The sequence below is a fragment of the Rhizomicrobium sp. genome, from assembly GCA_037200045.1.
In the GTDB taxonomy this organism is placed as follows: Bacteria; Pseudomonadota; Alphaproteobacteria; order Micropepsales; family Micropepsaceae; genus Rhizomicrobium.
In genome coordinates this window covers 862,950-887,655 of the sequence record JBBCHM010000001.1, presented here as the reverse complement: position 1 = coordinate 887,655, position 24,706 = coordinate 862,950, and the positions used below count along the sequence as shown (strand labels likewise).

General features: G+C 66.0%; 22 protein-coding genes. 20 read left to right on the top strand and 2 right to left on the bottom strand.

Going from position 1 to position 24,706, the window contains the following annotated elements; all coding sequences use genetic code 11:
* Positions 1–11: 11 nt before the first annotated feature.
* Genes WDM86_03835 through WDM86_03760 form a run of 16 tightly spaced genes read left to right on the top strand, consistent with a single transcriptional unit; the run spans position 12 to position 14,100 of the window.
* Positions 12–1,652 carry a GMC family oxidoreductase N-terminal domain-containing protein gene (locus WDM86_03835; GenBank protein MEI9989148.1) on the top strand — a complete coding sequence of 547 codons (1,641 nt, stop codon included), beginning with the start codon at positions 12–14 and terminating at the stop codon, positions 1,650–1,652.
* 20 nt (positions 1,653–1,672) lie between these two features.
* Positions 1,673–2,551: an MBL fold metallo-hydrolase gene (locus WDM86_03830; protein MEI9989147.1), complete on the top strand. Its 879-nt coding sequence runs from the start codon at positions 1,673–1,675 to the stop codon at positions 2,549–2,551.
* The gene (locus tag WDM86_03825; protein ID MEI9989146.1) at positions 2,551–3,306 is read left to right on the top strand and encodes an SDR family oxidoreductase; all 756 of its coding nucleotides are present in this window, start codon (positions 2,551–2,553) and stop codon (positions 3,304–3,306) included. The genes WDM86_03830 and WDM86_03825 overlap by 1 nt, the downstream gene beginning before the upstream one ends.
* An 18-nt stretch (positions 3,307–3,324) precedes the next feature.
* On the top strand, positions 3,325–4,227 hold the full coding sequence (locus WDM86_03820) for an SDR family NAD(P)-dependent oxidoreductase (GenBank protein ID MEI9989145.1): 903 nt from the start codon (positions 3,325–3,327) through the stop codon (positions 4,225–4,227).
* 11 nt (positions 4,228–4,238) lie between these two features.
* The gene (locus WDM86_03815) at positions 4,239–4,652 is read left to right on the top strand and encodes a nuclear transport factor 2 family protein (protein MEI9989144.1); all 414 of its coding nucleotides are present in this window, start codon (positions 4,239–4,241) and stop codon (positions 4,650–4,652) included.
* A 7-nt stretch (positions 4,653–4,659) separates the two neighbouring features.
* Positions 4,660–6,234 (top strand): NAD(P)/FAD-dependent oxidoreductase, encoded by a 1,575-nt coding sequence (locus WDM86_03810; GenBank protein ID MEI9989143.1) that lies wholly within the window; start codon positions 4,660–4,662, stop codon positions 6,232–6,234.
* Entirely contained in the window at positions 6,231–6,434 is a 204-nt protein-coding gene (locus tag WDM86_03805; protein MEI9989142.1) for a hypothetical protein, read from the top strand. Before WDM86_03810 ends, WDM86_03805 begins: the two co-directional genes overlap by 4 nt.
* 4 nt (positions 6,435–6,438) lie before the next feature.
* Positions 6,439–7,614, top strand: a complete 1,176-nt coding sequence (locus WDM86_03800) for a cytochrome P450 (protein MEI9989141.1) — start codon at positions 6,439–6,441, stop codon at positions 7,612–7,614.
* Positions 7,615–7,625: 11 nt separating this feature from the next.
* A complete protein-coding gene (locus tag WDM86_03795) occupies positions 7,626–8,420 on the top strand; it encodes an N-acyl homoserine lactonase family protein (protein ID MEI9989140.1) in 795 nt (264 codons plus the stop codon).
* Positions 8,421–8,424: 4 nt separating this feature from the next.
* Positions 8,425–9,327, top strand: a complete 903-nt coding sequence (locus WDM86_03790) for an NAD(P)-dependent oxidoreductase (protein ID MEI9989139.1) — start codon at positions 8,425–8,427, stop codon at positions 9,325–9,327.
* Positions 9,324–9,713 (top strand): carboxymuconolactone decarboxylase family protein, encoded by a 390-nt coding sequence (locus WDM86_03785; GenBank protein ID MEI9989138.1) that lies wholly within the window; start codon positions 9,324–9,326, stop codon positions 9,711–9,713. The genes WDM86_03790 and WDM86_03785 overlap by 4 nt, the downstream gene beginning before the upstream one ends.
* A gap of 10 nt (positions 9,714–9,723) precedes the next feature.
* Positions 9,724–10,134 carry a hypothetical protein gene (locus WDM86_03780; GenBank protein ID MEI9989137.1) on the top strand — a complete coding sequence of 137 codons (411 nt, stop codon included), beginning with the start codon at positions 9,724–9,726 and terminating at the stop codon, positions 10,132–10,134.
* Entirely contained in the window at positions 10,131–11,732 is a 1,602-nt protein-coding gene (locus WDM86_03775) for an FAD-binding oxidoreductase (GenBank protein MEI9989136.1), read from the top strand. The genes WDM86_03780 and WDM86_03775 overlap by 4 nt, the downstream gene beginning before the upstream one ends.
* Complete coding sequence (locus WDM86_03770) at positions 11,729–12,100, top strand: cytochrome c (protein MEI9989135.1); 372 nt, start codon at positions 11,729–11,731, stop codon at positions 12,098–12,100. Before WDM86_03775 ends, WDM86_03770 begins: the two co-directional genes overlap by 4 nt.
* Before the next feature lie 13 nt (positions 12,101–12,113).
* Positions 12,114–13,301, top strand: coding sequence for an FAD-dependent oxidoreductase (locus WDM86_03765; protein MEI9989134.1), 1,188 nt, complete (start codon positions 12,114–12,116; stop codon positions 13,299–13,301).
* Between the two features lie 10 nt (positions 13,302–13,311).
* Complete coding sequence (locus tag WDM86_03760; protein ID MEI9989133.1) at positions 13,312–14,100, top strand: alpha/beta hydrolase; 789 nt, start codon at positions 13,312–13,314, stop codon at positions 14,098–14,100.
* Between the two features lie 8 nt (positions 14,101–14,108).
* Here WDM86_03760 and WDM86_03755 read toward each other — a convergent pair whose 3' ends face one another.
* A complete protein-coding gene (locus WDM86_03755) occupies positions 14,109–15,464 on the bottom strand; it encodes a DHA2 family efflux MFS transporter permease subunit (GenBank protein MEI9989132.1) in 1,356 nt (451 codons plus the stop codon).
* Between WDM86_03755 and WDM86_03750 the strand changes: the two genes are divergently transcribed.
* The 3 genes from WDM86_03750 to WDM86_03740 all read left to right on the top strand — a co-directional run bounded on the left by WDM86_03750 (position 15,463) and on the right by WDM86_03740 (position 20,335).
* A complete protein-coding gene (locus tag WDM86_03750) occupies positions 15,463–15,906 on the top strand; it encodes a hypothetical protein (protein ID MEI9989131.1) in 444 nt (147 codons plus the stop codon). The genes WDM86_03755 and WDM86_03750 overlap by 2 nt on opposite strands.
* Positions 15,907–16,076: 170 nt before the next feature.
* Positions 16,077–17,192 carry an efflux RND transporter periplasmic adaptor subunit gene (locus WDM86_03745; protein MEI9989130.1) on the top strand — a complete coding sequence of 372 codons (1,116 nt, stop codon included), beginning with the start codon at positions 16,077–16,079 and terminating at the stop codon, positions 17,190–17,192.
* Positions 17,192–20,335, top strand: coding sequence for an efflux RND transporter permease subunit (locus tag WDM86_03740; GenBank protein ID MEI9989129.1), 3,144 nt, complete (start codon positions 17,192–17,194; stop codon positions 20,333–20,335). Before WDM86_03745 ends, WDM86_03740 begins: the two co-directional genes overlap by 1 nt.
* Positions 20,336–20,383: 48 nt before the next feature.
* On the opposite strand, the gene WDM86_03735 is transcribed toward WDM86_03740, so the two are convergent.
* The gene (locus tag WDM86_03735; protein ID MEI9989128.1) at positions 20,384–22,534 is read right to left on the bottom strand and encodes a glycoside hydrolase family 2 TIM barrel-domain containing protein; all 2,151 of its coding nucleotides are present in this window, start codon (positions 22,532–22,534) and stop codon (positions 20,384–20,386) included.
* Between the two features lie 128 nt (positions 22,535–22,662).
* On the opposite strand from WDM86_03735, the gene WDM86_03730 reads away from it, so the two are divergent.
* Positions 22,663–24,705: a phospholipase C, phosphocholine-specific gene (locus tag WDM86_03730; GenBank protein ID MEI9989127.1), complete on the top strand. Its 2,043-nt coding sequence runs from the start codon at positions 22,663–22,665 to the stop codon at positions 24,703–24,705.
* Position 24,706: the final 1 nt, after the last annotated feature.

Here is a 24,706-nt window from a genome sequence, read left to right as displayed (position 1 = left end):
AAGTCGGCGCCATGGCCAACCGGCAAAGCGAGCACGCCTTCGACTACGTGATCGCAGGCGCCGGCACGGCTGGTTGCGTGCTGGCCAACCGGCTGTCCGAAGACCCGAACAATCGAGTCTGCCTGATCGAGGCAGGCGGCAAGGACAGCCATCCCTTCATCCATGTGCCGGCGCTGGTTGGCGCGGCGCTGACGCTCAAGCAAGTGAGCTGGGGCCTGGAAACGGTGCCGCAGGAGAATCTGAACGGGCGGCGCATACCGGTCCCGCGCGGCCGGGTGCTCGGCGGATCGAGTTCGGTCAACGGCATGGTCTATTTTCGCGGCCACGCGAAGGACTATGACGATTGGGCGGCGGCGGGAAATGTCGGCTGGTCGTTCGCCGAAGTGCTGCCCTATTTCCTGCGTTCGGAGAACAACGCGGAATATCCCGGCTCGCCTTATCACGGCCATAGCGGGCCGATGCATGTCAGCGATATCAAGGGACCCAATCCGCTGAACGCGGTGTTCGCCGACGCGATGCGCGATTTGCAGTTCCGGCACTGCGACGACTTCAACGGCCCGAACCCGGAAGGCTACGGCCTGCGCCAGGGCGCGATAAGGAATGGACGCCGCGAATCCGGCGTCACCGCCTTCCTGAGGCCGGCGATCGGCCGCGCCAACCTGACGGTGATGACGGACGCACCGATCGCACGCGTGGTGGTGGAGAACAAGCGTGCGACGGGCGTGGACGTGCTTGCCGATGGCGGGACACGGCGAGTCGAAGCGCGACGCGAGGTGGTCTTGAGCGGCGGCGCGGTCGGTTCGCCGCAGATGCTGCTGCTGTCGGGCATCGGCGACGGCGCGGCGCTGCAGGCGCTCGGCATCGCGGTCGAACATCACCTGCCGGCGGTCGGCGCGAACTATCACGACCATGTCGCGGCGAGCGTGCAGATGTGGACGGACAATTCCCAGTCCTACGGCATCTCGGTGAAGGCCTTTCCGCGCGGGGTGTGGAACGTCTTGCAATATCTATTGGCGCGACAAGGACCGTTCGCGAGCAATGTGTTCGAGTCGCATGCGGTACTGCGCTCGACCGCCGGGCTCGACCGGCCGGACATCCAGGTCGTGTTCCAGCCGGCGCGGCGCAACCAGAACCTGTTCCCGCTGCCGCTGGGCCATGGCTTCGCGATCAGCATCGTGCTGCTGCACCCCAAAAGCCGCGGGCGGCTGACGCTCAAGAGCGCCGATCCGCGCGCCCTGCCCCTGATCGATCCGAAACTGCTGAGCGCGGCGGAGGATTTCGAGCCTCTGGTGCGCGGACTCAAACTCGCGCGGCGCGTCTTCGCGGCGTCGGCTTTCGCGCCCTACAAGGCGAGCGAGTTCCTGCCGGGCGCGTCGGTCGAGGGCGACGCGCCGCTCAAGGATTATGTGCGCGCGACCGCCGCGACGGTGCATCATCCGGCCGGCTCGTGCCGCATGGGCGTCAACGACGACGCGGTCGTGACACCGGAGCTCAAGGTGCGCGGGATCGAGGGCCTGCGCGTCGCCGACGCCTCGATCTTCCCCAAGCTGATGGGCGGCAACACCAACGCGCCGGTCGTGATGGCGGCGGAGAAAGCGGCCGACATGATCCTGGGCAAGGCGCCGCCGGCGCCGCTGGCCTTGTCGCAATAACAACGCGTATCGGAGGAAGCATGGCCGCGGAACACATCAGGACATGGCGGATCGGCGACGTCGAGATCGCGCGCATCGTCGAGGTCAACGATCATACCGACCCGTTCAGCATGCTGTCGAAGGACCTCACGGCCGAAGACGCCCTGCAATATGATTGGCTGCAGCCGAACTTCATCACGCCGGACGGGCGGATGAAGATCTCCTTCCAGTGCTTCGTCCTGCGCTCGGGCAAGGACAGCGTGATGATCGACACCTGCATCGGCAACGACCGGGCGCGGGAATTCGACATCTTCACGAACCTGCACACCAGCTTCCTCGAGGACCTCAAGGTCGCCGGCTTTCCGCGCGAGACGATCACCAAGGTGCTGTGCACGCATCTGCATTTCGACCATGTCGGCTGGAACACGATGAAGGTCGACAGAAAGTGGATCCCGACCTTCCCCAATGCCCGCTATCTGTTCGGCGCCAAGGAATACGAGCACTGGCTGATGCTGGAGCGGACCGGCGGCTATCACGACGTCACGCACATGACCGACTCGATTCGCCCGGTCGTCGAGGCCGGCCTGGTCGATTTCATCGATCCGACGGCCCGGATCACCGACGAGGTGAGCCTTATCCCCACGCCCGGTCACACGCCGGGGCATATGAGCGTGCTGATCCAGTCCAAAGGCGAGGAAGCGATCATCACCGGCGACATGATGCATCACCCGATCCAGCTCGCCGAATGCGACCGCGTCGCCAATTTCGACATGGACAAGGAACAGGGCGTCAAGACGCGCAAGGCGATGATCGAGCGCGTGGCGGACAAGAACATTCTCGTCATCGGCACGCATTTCACCCATCCCTCGTCGGGCTATGTGGTGAGCGACACGAAAAACTGGAAGCTGAAGGCCGTCTGATGGATTGGGATCTGAAGGACCAGGCAATATTGATCACCGGCGCCGGACGTGGCCTCGGCCGCGCGGCGGCGGAGCTTTTGGCGCGCTGCGGCGCACGCGTCGGCGCCTGCGATATCGACGCCGCCCGATGCGCGGAGACGGTCGAGGCGATCCGGGAAAGCGGCGGACGCGCGGCGGACTTCGCCTTCGACGTGGCGGACCGCGACGCCTTCCACGCCGCCGCGGCGCAATTCGCGCAGCACAGTGGCCGCATCGACGCCGTCGTCAACAACGCGATGCTGCTGCGCTATGAGCCGATCGAGGACGTGCGCGCGGACGTGGTGGACCGGATGCTTGGTGTGGGGATCAAGGGATCGCTGTGGGGAGCCCAGGCCCTGCTCGCCCACATGGACAAGGAGCGCGGCGGCGCCATCGTGAACATGGCCTCGCCGGTCGCCGAGAAGGGCTTTCCCAACACGGCGGTCTACAGCCTGGTGAAGGGCGCGCTCGTCACGCTCACCAAGACGCTGTCGGCGGAGCTCGGGCCGAAGAAAGTCCGCGTTAATGCGGTGGCACCCGGATCGGTGCCGACGCCCGGCGCGCTCGGCCTCAACACCGAAGAGGAATATGCGCGGCGCACGCGAACGATACCGCTGCGCCGGCTGGGGAGCGCCGACGACAACGCGCAGGCGGTTGCGTTCCTGCTCTCGCCGGCCGCATCCTTCATCAACGGCGAAATCCTGCATGTCGACGGCGGCATCGCCGCGGCCGGCTAGTCATTGGAGCGAGATGCCATGGAAGACTTCAAGGACAAGACGGCCTTCATCACCGGCGGCGCGGCCGGCATCGGCCTCGCCATGGCGCGGGAATTTCTGGCGGCCGGCGCCAAGGTGGTGATCGCCGACATCCGCCAGGACGCGCTCGACAAGGCGGTGAAGACGCTGGGCGGCGGCGACAAGCTGCGGGCCATCCGCCTCGATGTGACGGACCGCGAGGCCTTCGCGCTCGCGGCGGAAGACGTCGGCAAGGTCCACATCCTGTGCAGCAATGCCGGCATCTTCATCGGCGGCCCGACGCAGGACGCGACGTACGACGACTGGGATTTCTGCCTCGGCGTGAACCTCGGTGGCACCGTCAACGCCGTGCGCACCTTCGTGCCGCGCCTGATCGCGCAAAACGAGGGCGGTCATATCGTGCTCACCTCCTCGATCAACGGGCTGTTCGCGAGCGGCGCGGTCGGACCGTATACCGCGTCGAAATTCGCCACCACGGCGATCGGCGAGTGCCTGCGGATGAACCTGGCGCCCTATGGCATCGGCGTTTCGATCCTGTGCCCGGGGCCAGTCGCGACCGATCTGTTCGACAGCACGCCGGCGGTCCGGCCGAAGGAGTTGAGCGATACCGGCGCGCATCTGGTGAAGACCGACGCGCGCGATCCCGTCTCGCAGGAGATTTTCGCCGGCGCGATGTCGATCGAGGAAGTCGGGCGCAAGGTCATGCAGGGCCTCAGACGCGATGACCTTTACATCATCACCCATGGCGAAATCCGCGACGTGCTGGAAGCGCGGATGAAGGCGGTGCTCGCCGCGCTGCCGGACGAGCCCATTCCGCCGGGGCGCGCGAAGTCGGCGCGCTTTCTCTACGACGTGCCGATCTACGACGAACAAAGCGCCAAGCCGGCGCCGAAAGCGGTTTGAAGGGAAGCGCAATGGCCGAGACGGAAAGCAAGAACGAAAAGCTGGTCCGCAGCTTCTTCGAGGACGTGCTGAACACCGGCGACCTGGAAAAGATCCGGCCGTGTTTCCATCCCGACGCGACCTGGACGCCGATGGCCAAGCCCGGCATTCCCGGCGCCGGCGTGCATCGCGGCCGCAAGGGGATCGTCGACGAATTTCTCGCGCCGGTGCGCGGGCTGTTCGTGGACGGCGATCCGAAGAACACGGTCGAGAACCTGTTCGGCAAGGGCGATTTCGTCGCCGTGGAGACGCACGGCACCGGCACGTTCCGCAACGGGCGGGAATACGACAACCGCTATGCCTGGATCGTCGAGATCAGGGACGACATGATCTTCGCCATCCGCGAATACATGGACACCGCCTATATCGCGTCGATCACGAGCTGAGGGAACGATGGCCACGGATTACGACGTCATAGCGATCGGCTCGGGCCATAACGGCCTCGTCGCCGCGGCCTATATGGCGCAGGCCGGCAAGAAGGTCCTGGTCTTGGAGCGCAATGCCTGGCACGGCGGCGGCGTGGTGACGCGCGAATTGACGGTGCCGGGTTTCCTGCACGACCAGCATTCGATGGCGCACATTTTCATCCAGGGCAATCCGCTCCTGAAGAACGACGATTTGGGCCTCAAGTCGAAATTCGGTCTGCGCTATGTGTTTCCCGAGATGCCGATGGTCTCGGTGTTCGAGGACGGCACGACGCTGGGCATGTACCGCGACCGCGAGCGCACCGTCGCCGACATCGCGAAGTTCTCCAAGAAGGACGCCGAGGCGTTCCGCGGCTTCGCGGACATGGCCAAGACCTTCCTGCCGATGATCCAATCGCAGCTCTATTCCCCGCCGGTGCCGCTCGGCGCCTCCTATGCGCTGATGGACCAGAGCCGCGAGGGCCGCGAGATGTGGCGCATCATGCAGCTCTCCTGCCACGACCTTCTGACCGGCCTGTTCGAGAACGAAAAGGTCATCATGCATTTCGGCCGCATCGCCGGGGAGAACCTGGTCTCGCCCGACGAGAAAGCGACCGGCATGGGACCGTTCGTGTTCGTCGGCTTCCTGGAAGCCTATGGCATCGGCGTTCCGCTCGGCGGTTCGGGCAAGCTGACCGAGGCGCTGATCGCCTCGATCGAATCCAATGGCGGCGAGGTCCTGGCGAACGCCGACGTGACCGCGGTGACGACGAAGAACGGCCGCGCCACCGGCGTGGCAACGAAGGACGGCCGCGAATACAAGGCCAAGGACGGCGTGATCGGCGCCATCCATCCGCATCTTCTGGGCAGGATGGTTTCGGGGCTCGATCCGGCGGTGGTGCACGACGCCAATGCGACGCAGATCTCCGAGATCGGCTGCATCACGATCCACGCCGCGCTGAACGAGCCGCTGAAATTCCGCGCCGGCGATCACGTCAAGGCAGTGATGATCGAGCTTCTGCCCAACTCCTACAACGCGCTGCGCAAGAGCTTCGACAATCTGCGCTATGGCGGCTTCACCGACCCGCCGCTGATCGGGCTTGGCTCGATCTCGATGCACGATCCGTCGCGCGCCCCGGCCGGCAAGGCGACGATGCATGTGTGGGACTACGTGCCCTATAAGCGCGCCGACGGTCTGGACTGGGACGCCACGAAGAAGGCCTATGCCGAGCGCATGCTGGCGCATATGGGCAAGTACATCTCGAATGTCGGGCCCGAGAACATCATCGCCTATCAGTGCGACAGCCCGCTCGACATGGAGCGCACCTCGGCCAGCTTCCAGCATGGCGATCTGCACGGCGTGGCGTCCACGACCTATCAGTCCGGCGCGCACCGGCCGACGCCCGACCTCGGCATGAACGTCGTGCCGGGCTGCGAGCGGCTCTATCTCGTGGGGCCGTTCCAGCATCCGGGCGGCGGCGTGTTCGGCGCCGGCCGCGCGGCGGCGATGCGGATGTGCGAGGACCTGAAGATCGATTTCGACAAGATCGGCGTGCGCAGATGAAGCTCACCTCCGCCGACAGATCCGAGCTGATGCAGGTGAGCGCGCTGGAGCGCGACGGCGACCTGCTGGTGATCAAGGGCAAGATCTTCGGCGCGATGCCGATGACCGCGAAGCTTTCGCCGGCGGAGTTCCGCAAGGGGCTCGGCCTTCTGAATTTCAAGCTGTTCCTCTTCCTGCTGACGTTTCCGTTCCGGAGATAGCGCCATGGAAATTCCCTCGACCGACATCGACATGTTTAGCGCCGACTCGGTGCGCAACGCGCGGCGCGTCGATGACGGCATCCGCGAGATCGCGCCCGTCGTCCATCTGGAGCGCGAGAACATCGTGATGCTGGGCCGCTATGAAGATGTCGCCAAGGGGCTGGTGGACTGGAAGGCGTTTTCCAATACCTCGCGCCCCTGGCACGATCCCAATTCGGTGCGGCCCGAAATCCTCCTGACCGACGATCCGCCGCGCCACACCCAGGTGCGCGCGGTGATCGGCCGGGCGCTGTCGCCCAAGGCGATGAAGACGATGGAAGACGCCTTCCGGCGCGAAGCCGAGGTGCTGGTCGACGATCTTCTGGCGCACGACACGGGCGAGATCGACGCGATAAGCGGCATCACGGCGCGCTATGTCCACAAGGTGCTGCCCGACCTGATGGGCCTGCCGGTGGAAGGCCGCGAGAACATGACGCCGTTCGGCAATGCGGTGTGGGCGACGATGGGGCCGGCGAACGCGCTGTTCGACGCCGCCATGGCCGGCGCCGGCAACAGCTTCGAATGGGTCGATCAGGCGTGCAGCCGCCAGAACATCCGCGAGGGCAGCCTGGGCGGCGAGATGTATGCGGCGGCGGATCGCGGCGAAATCAGCGAGCAGGATGCCAAGCTGCTGACGCTGACCATCCTGTCGGCGGGCGCCGACACCACGGTCATCACCATGGGCAATGCGCTCAACGCCTTCGCGCGGTTTCCCGAACAATACCAGGCGCTGCGTGACGATCCCTCGCTCCTGCGCAATGCGTTCGACGAGGCGCTGCGCTGGGATTCGCCCTCGCGCATGGCGGGACGCATCACCAAGACGGACGTGCGGATCGGGGATTATGTGATCCCGGAAGGCACGCGCTGCGGGCTGATGTTCGGCGCCGCCAACCGCGATCCGCGCAAATGGGACGATCCGGAGCGTTATGATATCCGCCGCGACCTGCGCGGCCAGGTCGGCTGGGGCCAGGGTATCCATATGTGCGTCGGCAAGGCGCTGGCGCAGGCGGAAGCCGATGCACTCCTGGGCGAGATCGTCAAGCGCGTGGCGCGGATCGAACCGGCGGGCGAGCCGGAGCCGTGGATGACGACCATCGGCCATGGGCCGATCAAGGTGCCCGTGCGCCTGCACGCGGCCTGAAGCGAGCGGCGATGTCGGACAGCTACGAGATCTATGCGATCCACTACGGTCACCACGACCGCAAGGGGCATGAGAACTTCATCGGCGGCGATCCGCATGACGACATCGACATGCCGCTCGACTATTTCGTCTGGGCCATCGTCGGCAGCGAGCGGACTTTCGTGCTCGATACGGGTTTCGCGCCGGACATGGCGCGGAAGCGCGGCCGCGAGATCACGCGGCCGGTTGCCGACGGGTTACTGGCCATCGGAGTCGATCCCGGCACGGTCGGCGACGTGATCCTGTCGCACATGCATTACGACCATGCGGGCAACCTGCCGATGTTTCCCAAGGCGCGCTTCCACATCCAGGACGCCGAGATGGAATATATCACCGGGCGGTCGATGTGCCACGGGATGTTGCGCGGCGCCTTCGAGGCCGAGCATGTCGCGCAGATGGTGCACAACGTGTTCGACGGGCGGGTGCAGTTCCACGATGGCGTGTCGGAGCTCGCGCCGGGGATCACACTGCACAAGGTCGGCGGCCATACCAAGGGCTTGCAGGTCACGCGGGTGAAGACGCGGCGGGGCTGGGTCGTGCTGGCGTCGGACGCGGCGCATCTCTACGCCAATATGGAGCGCGCCCATCCCTTCCCCATCGTCGTCGATGTCGACGACTATCTGGAAGCCTTCGCCACCATCCGCAAGCTGGCGAGTTCCGACGCGCATATCGTGCCGGGTCACGATCCCTTGGTGCTCGCGCGCTATCCGCTGGCGCGCGACGGACTTGCCGGCGTGGTACGCCTCGACATCGAACCGAAAGGCTGAAGACATGAACGAAAATATCGGCTTTATCGGGCTGGGACGGATGGGCTCGCGCATGTGCGCGCGCCTGGTCGATGCCGGGCACGCGGTCACGGTGTTCGATGTCGACGACAAGAATGTCGAGCGGCTCACGCAGCGCGGCGCCAAGCGCGCCGGTTCGCCAACCGAGGTCGCGGATGCGGCGGAGCTGGTGTTCGCCAGCCTGCCCTCCCCCGCCATCGTGCAGGAGGTCGCGGCGGGCGCCGCCAAGGGCAAGACGATCAAGACCTTCGTCGATCTGTCGACCACCGGTCCGCGCGTCACGGCGGCCGTCGCGGCGGCGCTGGCGGCGAAGGGCATCGTCATGCTCGACGCGCCGGTCTCCGGCGGCATCAAAGGCGCGGAGCAAGGCACGCTCGCCGTGATGGTGTCGGGGCCGAAGGACAGCTACGCGAAGATCGAGGCCATCCTCAGGAATTTCGGCAGGCTGTTCTTCATGGGCGAGACGCCGGGGCTCGGCCAGACCATGAAGCTCGCCAACAATCTGATGGGCGCCTGCGCCATCGCGATCACTGGCGAAGGCATGGCGATGGGCATCAAGGCCGGCCTCGACCCCAAGCTGATGATCGACGTCTTGAACGTGTCGAGCGGGCGCAGCAGCGCGACGCAGGACAAATGGCCCAAATCCGTCCTGCCGCGGACCTTCGATTTCGGATTCGCCACGGGCCTTTCGTTCAAGGACGTTCGGCTGTGCGTCGAAGAGGCCGAAGCCATGGGCGTGCCGATGATCGTGGGCAGCGCGGTGCGCCAGATGCTGTCGATCACCAACAACGTCTACGGGCCCGACAGCGACTTCACCGAGATGGCGCGGCTGGTCGAAAGCTGGGCCGGGCTCGATTCCAGCAAATCCAACAAGGGAAATCCGACATGATCAAGGAACTGTTCGAGAAGGGCCTGAAGATCCGCAAGGAAGTGCTGGGCGCCGCCTATGTCGAGAAATCGCTCGCGGCGGCGGACGAGTTCAGCATGCCGATGCAGGAGATGGCGACCGAATCCTGCTGGGGCTACATCTGGGGCCGCGAGGGCCTGCCGCGCCGCGACCGCAGCGTCGTCAATCTCGCGATGATCAGCGTGCTCAACCGGCCGCACGAGTTGAAGATCCACGTCAAGGCGGCGCTGCGCAACGGCCTTTCCAAAAAGGAGATCTCGGAAATCTTCCTGCAGGTCGCCTGCTATGCCGGCATCCCGGCCGGCGTCGACAGCTTTCGCATCGCCAAGGAAGCCATCGCGGAATACGAGAGCGAAAACAAAGCCTGAGAGGGCCTCGATGTGGGATAGGCGCGACTTCCTGCTGGCGACCGGCGCGGCAATGGGCAGCCTGGCGGCGACGGGCACCGCGACAGCGGCGCCTGTCTCGACGGCCGGGATCGTGGTCGCCGACCGGCGCATCGCGGCGAGCCGCGCCTTCGCGGCCGGCGGCCGGCGCGTCGTGTGGATCGACGGCGATGTCACCGATTTCTGGTACGATGAACTCGACCTGCTCTGGCGCCGCGAACAGGTCGCGCTTGCCGGCCTCACCGCCCATGGCGCGTTCTTCTGCCTGGAGCGTCTGGGCATGGATCGCGGCCTGCGCGTCGCATTCAAGGAAGAGTTGCCGCCGGCGAACCGTGACGAACCGCAACGGCCGGTCCGATGGCTTCTCGCGCCCAAGCGCCGCCCTTCGGGAGATTTCGCATGAGGACGCCGCCCGGCGTGAGCGCGGAGGATTTCGCCGCCGCCATCGCGGCATTCCAGGCGGTCGTGGGTCGGGATTGGGTGTTCACCTCCGACGAGGACCTGGAGCCCTATCGCGACGCCTACTCGATCCTTTGGAGCGAGCCGGACGAACGGATCGCGTCCGCCGCGGTTGCGCCGCTCACCGCCGAGGAGGTGCAGGCGGTGATGCGGATCGCCAACGACAAGCGCATCCCGATCTATCCGATCTCGACCGGCAAGAATCTCGGCTACGGCGGGGCGGCGCCGGTGCTGTCCGGCAGCATCGTGCTCGACCTTAAGCGGATGAACCGCATCCTGGAGATCGACGAGCGCAGCGCCTATGCGCTGGTCGAGCCGGGCGTGACCTATTTCGATCTTTACCGCGCCATCCAGGACAGGAAGCTGAACCTGTGGATCGACTGCCCCGATCCGGGTTGGGGCAGCGTGATCGGCAATGCGCTGGATTATGGCGGCGGCTACACCCATTCCTCGTACCGCAATCACTTCGACGCCCATTGCGGGATGGAGGTGGTGCTGGCCGACGGCGAGGTGCTGCGCACCGGCATGGGCGCCCTGCCCGGCGCCAGGACCTGGCAGCAGAACAAATACGGCTACGGACCGTTCGTGGACGGATTGTTCAAGCAGTCCAGCCTCGGCGTCGTCACCAAGATGGGGATCTGGCTCTATCCGGCGCCGGAGGCTTATGCCGCCGGCGTGATCGGCGTGCCGAGGAAGGCCGACATCAACGCGCTGGTCGACGTCATCAACTATCTGGAGAACACCGTGACCATGCAGGGCATGCCGGTATTCGCCAGCCCCTTCCTGCCGCTCGGCTTCGCGGTGCCGCTGCCGCCCGGCATGCCGTCGAGCGACGCCAGCGTGGTGGAGCAGGAAGCTTATGCGGCGCGCACCAACACGCCGTTCTGGACCGTCACGGTGTCCTATTACGGCCCCCCCGAAGTCGTGAAGGCGCAGTGGGAGTACACCAAGAAGAAAGCGTCCGCGATTCCCGGCGCCAGTTTCAGCGGCGGCGATGTGATCGCCATGCCGCCGAAGCCCGAAGACCTGACGGGGATGCTGAGCAAGTCGCCGTTCGGCATTCCGGCGCTGTCGATCTTCTCCATCGGTGCGCGCAGCGAGCATTCCGATCCGACGGAAGGGCACATCACCTGCTCGCCGATCATCCCGCGCACCGGCGAGGGCATCACCGAGGCCTATGAGCTGATCCAGAAGACGGCGCAGCGGCTCGAACTGCCGGTCACGGTGCTGACGCCGCCGATCGGCTGCTGGGCGCGGACCTTCGTGATCCTGGTGATGATGGCGGTCAGCCACGATCCGGAAAAGAACAAGCGCACCCGAACCGGCTTCCGCGAGCTGATCAAGATCCTGGCCGATCACGGCTATGGCGAATACCGCACGGCGCCGGCGTTCCAGGACGACGTGATGGCGACCTATAGCTTCAACAATCACGCGCTGCTGCGCTTCCACGAGGCGGTGAAGGACGCGATCGATCCTAACGGCATTCTCTCCGCCGGCCGCTATGGCGTGTGGCCCAGGCATTTGCGGGAGAAGAAATCGTGAGGCGCACGATGCCGATGGCGATGCTCGCGATGCTGGTGGCCGCGCACGCGACCGCTTCGCCGCAGCGCGCCGTGCCGGGCGCCGGCTGGTCGCGCGTTCCGGTTCTCGGCACGGGCGGGCAACAGACTTTTCATCGCTATTGCTGGGAGTGCCATGGCGACGGGCCGGACAGGCCGGGAACGCTGGCGCTGCAGGTGAAATATCGCGGCGAAGTGCCGGCGCGGCTCGACCAGCGTACCGACCTGACGGCGGATTTCGTGATCGCGACCGTGCGCCACGGCATCAGCGTCATGCCGTCGATGCGCAAGACCGAAATCGGCGACGCCGAGCTGAATGCCATCGCCGCCTATCTGGCGCGCAAGAGATAACAGGAGGAACGGGATGGAAGATCGGGGCGATGTGATCGTGGTGGGCGCAGGACCGGTGGGGTTCCTCACCGCGCTCGGCCTGGCGCGCAAGGGCATCCGCGTCACGCTGCTGGAGGCGGAAGCGGGCATCAACAACTCGCCGCGCGCGGCGATCTATTTCCCGACGACGCTGGAGCTCATCGACCGGCTGGGCCTGCTCGAAGACGCCGAGGCTATCGGGCTTCCCAGCACGCGGTTCTCGATGCGGTTTCTTGACGACGGCGAGATCATCCGCTCCGACCTGCGCAACACGCTGCCGCCCGGCAGCAAATACGACCACAATCTGCATTTCGGCCAGCACATCCTCGCCAAGCTGGTGTCGGACCACCTCGCGCGCCTGCCCAATGCGGAGGTTTTGTGGAACCACAAAGTCGTCGCCCTGTCGCAGGACCAAAGCGGCGTGACGCTGAGCGTCGCGACGCCGGACGGGCCGCGCGAGTTGCATGCGGATTGGGTGGTGGGCACGGACGGCGCGCGCAGTTCGGTGCGCACGCTGCTCGGCCTGCCGTTCGAAGGACACACCTGGCCCGAGCGCTTCGTCGCAACCAATGTCGAATACGATTTCGAGAAATACGATTTCGAGCTCGCCAACATGATCGCCGATCCGGCGAACTGGGCCGTGGTGGCGCGGCTGGGGCGCGAGAACCTGTGGCGCGTCACCTATGGCGAAGATGCCGATCTTGCCGAAGATGAAGTCTATGCCCGCATCCCGGCGCACTATGCCGCGGTCTTTCCCGGCAAGGAGCCCTATCGCATCGTAGCCTGGTCGCCCTATCGCGTGCAGGAGCGTTGCGCGTCGTCGTTCCGCGTCGGGCGCGCGCTGCTGGCCGGCGACGCGGCGCATGCCTGCAACCCGTGCGGCGGCCTCGGCCTCACCACCGGCGTGATCGACGCCGACTGCCTCATCGCGGTTCTGTCCGCGGTCATCGAAGGGCGGGCCGGCGAGGACGTGCTCGACTTCTATGCCACGGAGCGCAAGCGTGTGTTTCATGAGGTGACATCGCCGCTCGCCACCAATTTCAAGCGCACCCTGTCCGAGAAGGACCCGGCGAAGCGCGAGACGGATCGCGCGGGTTTCCGCGCCAACGCGCAGCAGGTCGACAATTCGGTGACCTCGACATCCTTGAGCAAGCTGATCTTCGGCAAACCCATGCCGGTATGAGGTGGAAAACATGACAGGCTACAGCACCGAAGGTTTCATCCGTGACGAGTACGTGGTCGACGGCGTGCGCAGCGTTGTCCACAGCGCGGGCAAGGGACCGACCGTGATCTTCTTCCACGGCGGCGGCACGTTCCACGGCTTCGAATGGACCCGCGACTGGCTGGACCGCTTCCGCGTGATCCTGCCCTATCATCCCGGCTTCGGCGAAAGCGCCGACGATCCGGACATCACGTCGACCGCCGACTATGTGATGCATTACACCGCGCTGTTCGCCGCGCTCGGCCTGACGCGGTTCGGGCTCGCCGGCGCCTCGCTCGGCGGCAGGCTCGCGACCGAGTTCACGCTGACGCATCGCGACATGGTGAGCCGGCTGGTGCTGGCGGCGCCGGCGGGCCTTCTGGCGCCGGAATGTCCGCCGCCGGATTGGGCGTCGATCCGGCCCCAGGATGTGCCGAAGTTGCTGGTCGCCGATCCGGCCATCATCGCGCGCTGGTGGCCGCGGGACGCGGATGCCGCCTTCATGGCGGAGCGCGCCCGCGAGCGCGTCTCGACCGGACGGGTGCTGGCCGACATGGAAGCGGCCGACCGCAAAATGCGGCGGCGCCTGCCGCGCCTCGGCGTGCCGACGCTTATTCTATGGGGCGGCAAGGATCACATCCTGCTGCCCGGCCTGGCGCGGCATTGGGGGCAGACCATTCCCGGTTCGACCGTGACGATGATCGACGAGGCCGGCCATCTGCTGCTCGACGAGTCGCCACGGGCGCGCAGGATCGCGGCCGACTTCCTCGCGGGCGCATAGGCGCCGCGTCATCCCAGATGGATGTCCGACTGCTGCGTCTCGTCGGCGCCGTCATTGGCTTTCAGCCGGCTGAAGACCACCGTCGACAGGATGGTGAAGGCCCCCAGCACCAGGAAGGCCTCGTGCAGGCCGCGGATCAACTCGACCGGATTGGCGCGCAGGCTGGCGGGAATGAAGAACACCGTCGTCAGGCCGGCCACCGCGACGCCGAAGCTCAGCGACAATTGCTGCATGGTGCTCGCGATGGAACTGGCGTTGCTCGCGGCGCGCGGCGCGACATCGGCGTAAACCAGCGTGTTCATGCTCGTATATTGCGTCGAGGTCAGCGCGCCGTAGCAGAAGGCCTGCGCGACGATCAGCCAGATCGGCGTGCCGGGGCCGATGGTCGCGAACAGCATCAAGAGGACGCCGAGGATAACGGTGTTCGAGACCAGCACGCCGCGATAGCCGACGCGCCTCAGGACCGCCGGCATGAAGATCTTCGTGGTCATCGCCGCCATCGCCTGCGGCATGATGAGAAGGCCGGACTGGATCGGCGTGAGCCCGAGCCCGACCTGGTAGAGCAGCGGCAGGAGGAACGGCACGCCGCCGATGCCCAGCCGGGTCACGAAGCTGCCGCTGACCGCCGCGGCAAAGGTGCGGATGCGGAAGAGACTAAGATCCAGCAGCGGATAGCGCGCCCGCTGGGCATGCAGGCCGTAGCCGAAGATCAGGACCACGGAGATCGCCAGGAGGCCGAGAACCTCGCCCGTGGTCAGCGTATGCTCGCCGAATATCTCCAGCACATAGGACAGAAGCGCGATGCCGGAGCCGAACAGGATGAGGCCGAGGATGTCGAGCGGCTTGGTGTCCGGCTCGCGATAGTCCGGCAGGTTCAAATAGACCAGCACCAGGCCGGCGATGCCGACCGGGATATTGAGGAAGAAAATCGCCCGCCAGTGGAAATAATCGACCACGAGACCGCCGGCGAGCGGGCCGAGCATCGGACCGATCAGGCCCGGAATGGCGACGAAGCTCATCGCGCGCACCAGCTCGGATTTGGGGAAGGTGCGCACCAAAGTGAGCCGTCCGACCGGCACCATCATCGCGCCGCCGCAGCCCTGCAGGATGCGGCAGGCGACCAGCAGGTGAATGTCGCTCGACAGCCCGCACAGAAACGAGCCGAGCGTGAAGACGGCGATGGCGGACGCGAAGACGCGGCGGGTGCCGAACTTGTCGGCCATCCAGCCGCTGATCGGGATGAAGACGGCCAGGCTCAGCGTATAGCTCGCCAGCACGGATTTCATGCTGAGCGGCGTCACCGCCAACGCCTTGGAAATCACCGGCACGGCGGTGTTCAGGATCGTCGTGTCGAGCGATTCCATGAAAAACGCGACCGCGACCAGCCACGGCAGGAGACGCTTCACCGCCGGCGAGGGCGGCCCCGAAAATGCGCTTGGGGCAGGCAGTGCGAATCTCGCTGTTTATCGATGGAGTGGCCGACACTTAAGCGCATCGACCCAGGCGGTGCCAGCAAATCCCCGGATTCCAGCCATCCCCCGTACCTGTGCGATGGCCCGATTTTGCAAGTGCGAAGGACACTTTTTTATAGCGCCTGCGACAAAACAGGAGCAACATCCGCAGAACGGATCGCAGAATCCGGTTTTGGGAGAGACAACCATGGCATTGGTTCATCATCACCCGCATCCGCATCGCATGCATGATCTGGCGGTTGTCGGGTTGGTTCTGGTCGTGTTCGGGATTATCGCCGCGGCAGTCCCCTGCCTGAAAATGGCGATCGACCAGATTTTCGGTTTCTTTGCGTAGGATCCGCTCTCGGGACCCTGAGTTCCTTGACGAAATATTATGTCGGGCACACGAAATGGTGCGCCTGACAGCATCGGGATCGCGCGTGTAAGAGCATTCTCCGCCTAGATTATTGCAGTTGCGAAGGCTAGGGATGGGTTGCCGGCACCGCCCAGAGTTCGTTCGCAAGCATGCTACCTCTCCCCAAGACGTCCAAGATTTCGGCCCTCGTCGTCGTGTCGTGCCTGTTCGCCGCCGCGTGCGGCGGAGGCGCGCCACCGAAGCGGCCGCCGCCCACCGTGGGCGTCATCGTCATCAAGGCGGCGCCGGTGCAATTGACCGCCAATCTTCCCGGCCGCACCGACTCCTATGCGGTGTCCGAAGTGCGACCGCAGGTCGGCGGCATCCTGCTGAAGCGACTGTTCGTCGAAGGCGGCACGGTGCGCGCCGGCCAGCCGCTCTATCAGATCGATCCGGCGCCCTATCGCGCCGCCTATGACAATGCCGCCGCGGCGCTCCCGGCGGCGAAGGCGAAGGCCGAGCGCTATGGCGCGCTGTTGAAGGCAAGCGCGGTCGCGCCGCAGGACTATGACGACGCACTGGCCGCCTACAAGCAGGCGGAGGCCAATCTGAAATCGGCGGCCATCAACCTCGCCTATACGACGATCACCGCCCCGATCGGCGGGCGCATCAGCCGCTCGTCGGTCACCGAGGGCGCCCTTCTCACCACCGCACAGACGACGGCGCTCGCCACCATCCAGACGCTCGATCCGATCTATGTCGATATAACGCAATCCAATGTCGAGCTGCTCAACCTCAAACAGGCGATGCAGGGCGGAACGCTGACGCATAACGGCCCGGCCTCGGCGCGCGCGACGCTGACGCTCGACAATGGCAGCCCCTATCCGCTGGCGGGCACGCTGCAATTCAGCGAGGTCACGGTCGACGAGACGACCGGCGCCGTCACGCTGCGCGCCATCTTCCCCAATCCCGAGGGACTGCTGCTTCCCGGCACCTTCGTGCGCGCCACGATCATCGAGGGCGTCGAGCCCAACGCGATCCTCGCGCCGCAACAGGGCATCAGCCGCAACGAGAAGGGCGACCCGACCGCGCTGGTGGTCGATGCGAAGGGCTTCGCGCGGCTGCGCCTGCTCAAGGCGTCGCGCGCGATCGGCGACAAATGGCTGGTGACCAGCGGCCTTAATCCCGGCGACAGGCTGATCGTCGAGGGCCTGCAGAAGGTGCAGCCCGACATGCCGGTGACCGCGGCGCCGGCGTCCTATGCCAAGGCGGCCGGATCGCACTGATGGGCTTGTCGCAATTCTTCATCGAACGGCCCGTCTTCGCCTGGGTCATCGCGATCGTGATCGCGCTGATGGGCCTTCTGGCGATCAATGTCCTGCCGATCACGCAATATCCCACGATCGCGCCGCCGGCCGTCAGCATCGTCGCGAGCTATCCCGGCGCCGCCGCCGAGACGGTGCAGAATTCGGTCACCCAGGTGATCGAGCAGCAACTCACCGGCGTCGACAATCTGCTCTATTTCTCCTCGTCGTCGAGTTCGAACGGCCAGGTCCAGATCACCGCGACCTTCGCGCCCGGCACCAATCCCGACATCGCCCAGGTGCAGGTCCAGAACAAGGTGCAGCAGGCGCTGCCCATCCTGCCGCAGGAAGTGCAGCAGCAGGGCGTGGTGGTGCTCAAGTCGCAGTCCAGCTTCCTGTTGGTCGTCGCGCTCTACGACGACAGCGGCCGCTACACCAATATCGACATCTCCGACTTCATCGCCAGCAAGCTGCAGGACCCGCTCAGCCGCGTCTCGGGCGTCGGCCAGACGCAGGTGTTCGGCTCGCCCTATGCGATGCGCATCTGGCTCGATCCGTACAAGCTCAACAGCTACAGCCTGACGCCGGGCGACGTGCAGAACGCGGTGCTGGCGCAGAACGTCCAGGTGTCGGCCGGCGAATTGGGCGCGCAGCCCACCGTTCCGGGCCAGCAGCTCGATGCGACGGTCACGGCCCAGTCGCGGCTGACGACGCCCGAGCAGTTCCGCAACATCGTTCTCAAGGCGAACCAGGCGGGCGCCATCGTGCGGCTGCGCGACGTCGCCCGCGTCGAGCTGGGCGCGCAAAGCTATTCGACCGTCAGCCGCATGAACGGGCACCCCGCCGCCGGCATCGCGATCCAGCTCGCGCCCGGCGCCAACGCGCTGACCACGGCGGACGCGGTGAAGGCCAAGGCGCGCGAGCTGGCAGCGAGTTTCCCGCCCGGCGTGAAGCTCGCCTTCCCGCTGGACAACACGACCTTCATCCGCCTTTCGATCACCGAAGTGATCAAGACGCTGGTCGAGGCCATCTTCCTGGTCGTGATCGTGATGTTCCTGTTCCTGCAGCACTGGCGCACGACGCTGATCCCCGCGATCGCGGTGCCGGTCGTCCTGCTCGGCACCTTCGCCGTGCTGGCCGCCTTCGGCTATTCGATCAACACGCTGACCATGTTCGCGCTGGTGCTGGCCATCGGGCTTCTGGTGGACGACGCCATCGTGGTGGTGGAAAACGTCGAGCGGCTGATGCGCGACGAGGGCCTGTCGCCCAAGGACGCGACCAAGAAATCGATGAGCGAGATCACCGGCGCGCTGATCGGCATCGCGCTCGTGCTCTCCGCGGTGTTTCTGCCGATGGCGTTCTTCGGCGGATCGACCGGCGTGATCTATCGGCAGTTCTCCGTCACCATCGTGTCGGCCATGGTGCTTTCCATCATCGTGGCGCTGGTCCTGACGCCGGCGCTGTGCGCCACGCTGCTGGCGCCGATCCCGCCCGACGCCCATGAAAGCCGGGGTCGCTTCTTCACCTGGTTCAACGACACATTCGACCACGGCCGCGCCCGCTACCGCGAGGCGCTGGAGCGCTTCCTGGGCTGGGTGACGCCCGCGCTCCTGATCTATGCCGGCATCGTCGTGGTGCTGGTGCTTCTGTTTATTCGCCTGCCCACGGCGTTCCTTCCCGAGGAGGACCAGGGCACCGTGCTCACGCAGATCACGCTGCCGGTGGGCGCGACGCAGGCCCGCACGCTGGCCGTGGCCAAGGAGGTCGAGCACCATTTCATGGTCGACGAAAAGGCCAATGTCGCCACGACTTTCATCGTCGCCGGCTTCAGCCTCGCCGGCTCGGGACAGAATTCAGCGCTGTCCTTCGTGCTCCTGAGGCCGTGGAGCGAGCGCTCCGGCGCCAAGAATAGCGCACAGGCCATCGTGCAGCGCGCCATGGGCACCTTCATGCAATACCGCGACGCCCAGGTGTTCGCGCTGGTGCCGCCCGCGGTGCAGGAGCTCGGTCAATCGTCCGGCTTCGACGTCGAAATGGAGGATCGCGGCAATCTCGGCCATGACGGCCTGATGACGGCGCGCAACCAGTTCCTCGCCCTGGCCGCCAAGGATCCGCTGCTGGCCGGCGTCAGGCCCAACGGACTGGACGACACGGCGCAGCTTCACATCGACATCGATCAGGACAAGGCGTCGGCGCTCGGCCTGTCGCTGGCCGACGTCAACAACACGCTTAATTCCGCGTGGGGCGGGCTCTTCATCAATGACTTCGTCGACCGTGGCCGCGTCAAGCAGGTGCTGATGCAGGCCGACGCGCCCTATCGCATGCTGCCCGACGATCTTTATCGCTGGTATGTACGCGGCTCCTCCGGCGACATGGCGCCGTTCTCCTCCTTCGCGACGTTCAAATGGATGCTGGGGCCCGCCAAGCTCGAGCGCTACAACGGCGTCGGCTCGCTGGAGATCCAGGGATCGCCCGCGCCGGGGCAAAGCTCGGGCGCGGCGATGGACGAGGTGCAGCGGCTGTTCGCCCAGCTTCCGACCGGCGTGGGCCTCGAATGGACCGGCCTTTCCTATCAGGAGCGGCAGGCGGGCGCGCAGACCTATATGCTCTACGGCATCTCGGTGCTGGTCGTGTTCCTGCTGCTCGCGGCGCTCTATGAGAGCTGGTCGATCCCGCTGTCGGTGCTGCTGGTCATCCCGCTCGGCATCGTGGGCGCGATTCTCGCGGCGTCGCTGCGCGGGCTCTACAACGACATCTATTTCCAGGTCGGCCTGCTCACCACCATGGGGCTTTCGGCCAAGAACGCCATCCTGATCGTGGAGTTCGCGGTCGACGCGCAGAAGCGCGGCGTCTCGGTGCGCGACGCCGCGCTGGAAGGCGCGCGGCTGCGGCTGCGCCCGATCCTGATGACGTCGCTGGCCTTCATCGCCGGCGTCATGCCGCTTGCGGTCTCGACCGGGGCCGGCGCGGCCAGCCAGAACGACATCGGCACCGGCGTCGTCGGCGGCATGCTGACGGGAACGGCGCTGGCCATCTTCTTCGTGCCGCTGTTCTACGAAGTCGTGCGGGGCGGCTTCGGACGACGGACGAAGCCGACCCGTCCGGAAACTCCAGCCGGTGCATAGTGGGCGCGATCATATAGGCACGGGCGGCCACGGTCTGGAATCGAATCGTCAACGCGTGCCGGCGTAATTCCACTGCACCGTGTCGCTCAGCACGGCACCCCCGATATCCGCCTTGGCGATGACGGTGTTTGTTCCGGGGTCCAGGCGCACCGCCGGCCACAGGCAAATGCCGCCGGCGCAAGGCGCGGTGCCGGCATCGCGGCCGTTCAGCCAAAGATGCGCCGCCGCCGCATTGCTATAGGCCTTCACGTCGATCACGCCGTAAGGCCGGTCGACATAGCGGCGGCCGACGAGGTGAAGGGTCGGGCGCGGGCTCCATAGCGCGCGATAGAAATAGAACGCATCCTTGCGGGTTTTGCGGTCGTAGCTGACGAGGCCCTTGTCGTTGATGTCCGTGAGGTCGCCCTCCTGGCGTTGGTCGCTGGAGAAATCGAACATGTTCCAGATGAAGACGCCCCAGAGATAGCCGCGCCCGCGCAACTGCTCCCAGGATTTTTCGTGATACCAATCCTGCACTTCCTCCGGATGCGGCCGGCCGCGCGGATTGATCGGCCCGCCTTGCGGATCGTCGGTATGTTGGGTCAGCGCGGCGCCGGCGCCATATTCGGAAACCGCGATGGGCAGCCCGGGATGCGCCGCATGCGCGCGATCCAACATCGCGCCGAAATCGCCGGGCTTGCCGTAGTACCAGCCGAAATAGCGATTGTAGCCGAGCGTGTCGGTGACATCGGTGATGCCATCCTGCTGCCGCCCGCCGGGCTGCTCGCAGCAATCGGCCAGCGTGGTCGGCCGCGTCGGGTCTTCGCGATGCGCGAGATCGTTGAGATCGCGCAGCAGGCCGACGACATTGCTCGGGCCATTGTGTCTAGTGGCCTTCAAATCGACCTCATTGGCGATCGACCAGAGCGCGATCGAGGGATGGTTGTAGTTCTGCCGGATCAGTTCGGTCAGTTGCCGCCGCGCATTGGCGGTCAGCGCCGCGCTCGGTGTCCGGCCGTCGAACGACGCCTCGCTGACCAGAGGAATCTCCGTCCAGGCCATGAAGCCTTGTTTGTCCACGAGGTCGTAGGCGTATTGATCGTATTGATAATGCGGCAGGCGCACCGCGTTGGCGCCCATGTCGGCGAGAATGGCGAAGTCCTCGTCCTGGTCGGCATGCGAGATCGCCCAGCCTTTCACGGGCCGGTCCTGGTGGCGCGCGGCGCCTTTCAGCAGCACATGCACACCGTTCAGGAAAAAGCCCTTGTCCGCGTCGAAGCGCATGGTTCGCAGGCCGAGCGGCTGGGTCACGCGATCCAGCACCGCGCCGGCCTTCGTGCGCAGCATGAAGACCACGCGATAGAGATAAGGATCGGCGATGCCGTTCCACAGACGTGGACGGGCGATACGCAGGTTCGACGTGACCGTGGATTCGCGCCGCGACAGATCGGCCGTCATGCCTGACGTCGCAACCACTTTTCCATCGGCCTCCTCGATGGCCGTTTCCGCCACGATATCCTTGCGCGGCGCGCCGTCGTTCGTCAGCCGCGCCACGACCTGGACCATGGCCGCGTCAGCGTCGATGCTCAGGGCGTGCGCGTAGACGCCGGGGCCGCCGAAATCGAGCATGTCGACATGCAAGGCATCGGTCGCGACCAGCGAGACGCCGCGATAGACGCCGCCATAGACGAAGAAATCGCCGGCCAGCGGCAGGACGTCCGCCGTCGTCGCGCCGGGCCGCGGGCGGCTGTTGTCCGCCTTCACGACCAGAAGATTATCCGTGGACGGATGGACTGCGACGGTCACGTCGAAGCGAAAGCGGGAGAAAGCGCCCTCATGCCTGCCGACATAGCGCCCGTTCAGCCACACATCGGCCACCGCGCCGACGCCGTCGAATTGCAGGAAATACCGCCCGCCCCGCGCGGGCGCCTTGAAATGCAGGCGGTACCAGCCGACGCCTTGCGCGATGTTGGATTGCGGCGAGCGCGCCGTCCCGGCATTGCCGAGCCGGTTCCAGGTGTGCGGCAGAGTGACCACAGCCCAGGCGCTGTCGTCGAAGGCGGGCGCCTCAATGCCCTTAAGGTTGTCGGCCTGCCTGAAGCGCCAGCCGCTCGCGAGATCCACCGTTACGCGCGGCTCGCTGGCCGCGGCCGCCTGCGCCGGAAGGCACAAGGATGCCGCGATCAACGCGAGGCAGGCGCACGCAAGCCGAATAATCATCGTCGCCGTTTTCCCGCCACGGTTTATCCGAAGATAGGACAATTCGCCCGGACACGGGATTTTGTGTCGCGTCCGTCACGATCGTCCTGTACCCAGGGCTGTCACGGATGATAGCCGAAGGGTGCTTGATGACGCGAAGCGAGCGCAGGACGTTCCTAAAACACGCCGTGGCGGGCCTCGCCGCCGGGGCGCTGCCGCTGCAGCTTCGCCAGGCGCTCGCCCTTCCCGCGCGCGGCAAGACCGGCACCATCATGGACATCGAACATGTGGTGATCCTGATGCAGGAGAACCGGTCCTTCGACCACTATTTCGGCATGCTGCGCGGAGTGCGCGGCTTCTCCGATCCCAGGCCGCTCATGCTGCCGTCCGGCGAGTCCGTCTGGCACCAGCCCTCGCCGGGAGCTCCGCCCGAAACACCGTTCCGGCTGGACAGCAAGAACAGCGCGGCGCAGAGCCTGGGCAGCCTCGATCATAGCTGGAAAGGCTCGCAGGCCCGGTGGAAGAACCACGATGCCTGGATCGCCGCCAAGGGGCCGATGACGATGGGCCATTTCGCGCGCGAGGACATTCCGTTCTACTACGCCCTCGCCGACGCCTTCACGATCTGCGATGCCTATCATTGCTCGCTGTTCGGACCGACCAATCCGAACCGCATGTTCCTGTTCACCGGCACCAACGGCCTGGCGGTCGGCAATGACGGGCTCCAGGCGATCCAGAATCCGCCGGACGAGGTCAACGAGACCGCCGATCCCAGGAACGACGCGCCGGCCTTTGGCGCCTATCGCTGGACCACCTATGCCGAAAGGCTGCAGGCCGCCGGCATCGATTGGCGCATCTATCAAGAATACGACAACTACGGCGACAACGCGCTGGCCTATTTCGCCGCCTTTCGCGGCCTCGATCCGGCTTCGGACCTGTACGACCGGGCGCGGAGCTGGCCGGCGACCTCCAACGCCGCGAACGCCAAGCAGTCGCGCGGCGAGCATCTCGTGCGCCGCTTCGCCGACGACGTCGCGGGCGGGCGGCTGCCGCAGGTCTCGTGGATCGTGGCGCCCTATATCCTGTGCGAGCATCCGGCCGCCTGCCCCGCCTTCGGCGAGCAGCTCGTGGCGCGGCTGCTCTCCGTGCTGGCGAGCCATCCCGATGTCTGGGCGAAGACCGCGTTCATCCTCAACTACGACGAGAATGACGGCTTCTTCGATCATGTGCCGCCGCCGGTGCCACCGGGCATGGGCATCAGCACCGTCTCGCTGCAGGGCGAAAGCTACAAGGGCGAGCCGGTCGGCCTCGGCCCGCGCGTGCCGCTCCTGATTGTGTCGCCCTGGACCAAGGGCGGCTTCGTCAATTCGGAGCTGTTCGACCACACATCGGTAATCCGTTTCCTGGAGCGGCGCTTCGGCGTCATGGAGCCCAACATCACGCCATGGCGGCGCGCCGTGTGCGGCGACCTGACCTCCGCTTTCGACTTCGCCGCGAACGATGGCGGCTGGCGCGCATCTCTGCCGGACACCGCCGGCTACAATGCGCAGGGCGACGCCGCGCCGTCGCTGCCGCCCGTCAAACGGCCGGAGACAAACACGCTGCCCCGGCAGGAGCCGGGACGGCGCCCGGCGCGGGCTCTGCCCTATGCGCTGGAAGTCGCCGGCGGCGCCGAGCCGGGCCGTTTCGCTCTACGGATCGACAATCGCGGCAGCGCCGGCGCCTGCCTGACGGTCTATGCCAAAGACGGCGCGGCCGGACCGTGGTACTACACCGTCGGCGCCGGCGAGAGCGTTTCCGACAGCCTCCCCGTCGGCAAGGATGGCTTCGCCTTCGCCGTTCATGGCCCCAACGGCTTTTTGCGCGAACTCTCCGCGCGCGCGCCTTATCCGTCCGTCGCCGTCACGTCGCGCTATGACGCGGCGGGCGAAAGCCTCGTCCTTCGTCTTCACAATAGCGGTCCTGCGCCTTGCGACGTGACCGTCGCGCCACGCGACTATGCGAACGCGCCGGCGCGGACGCACCGCCTGGCGGCCGGCGCGGCTACTGAGGATCGCTGGCCCATCGCCGTCAGCGATCATTGGTACGACCTGGAAGCGCGCAGCGGCGACGCCGTCTGGCGCTTCGCCGGCCATTGCGAGACCGGCCGGGCCAGCTTCAGCGATCCGGCGATCGGCCGAGACATCGTTTGAC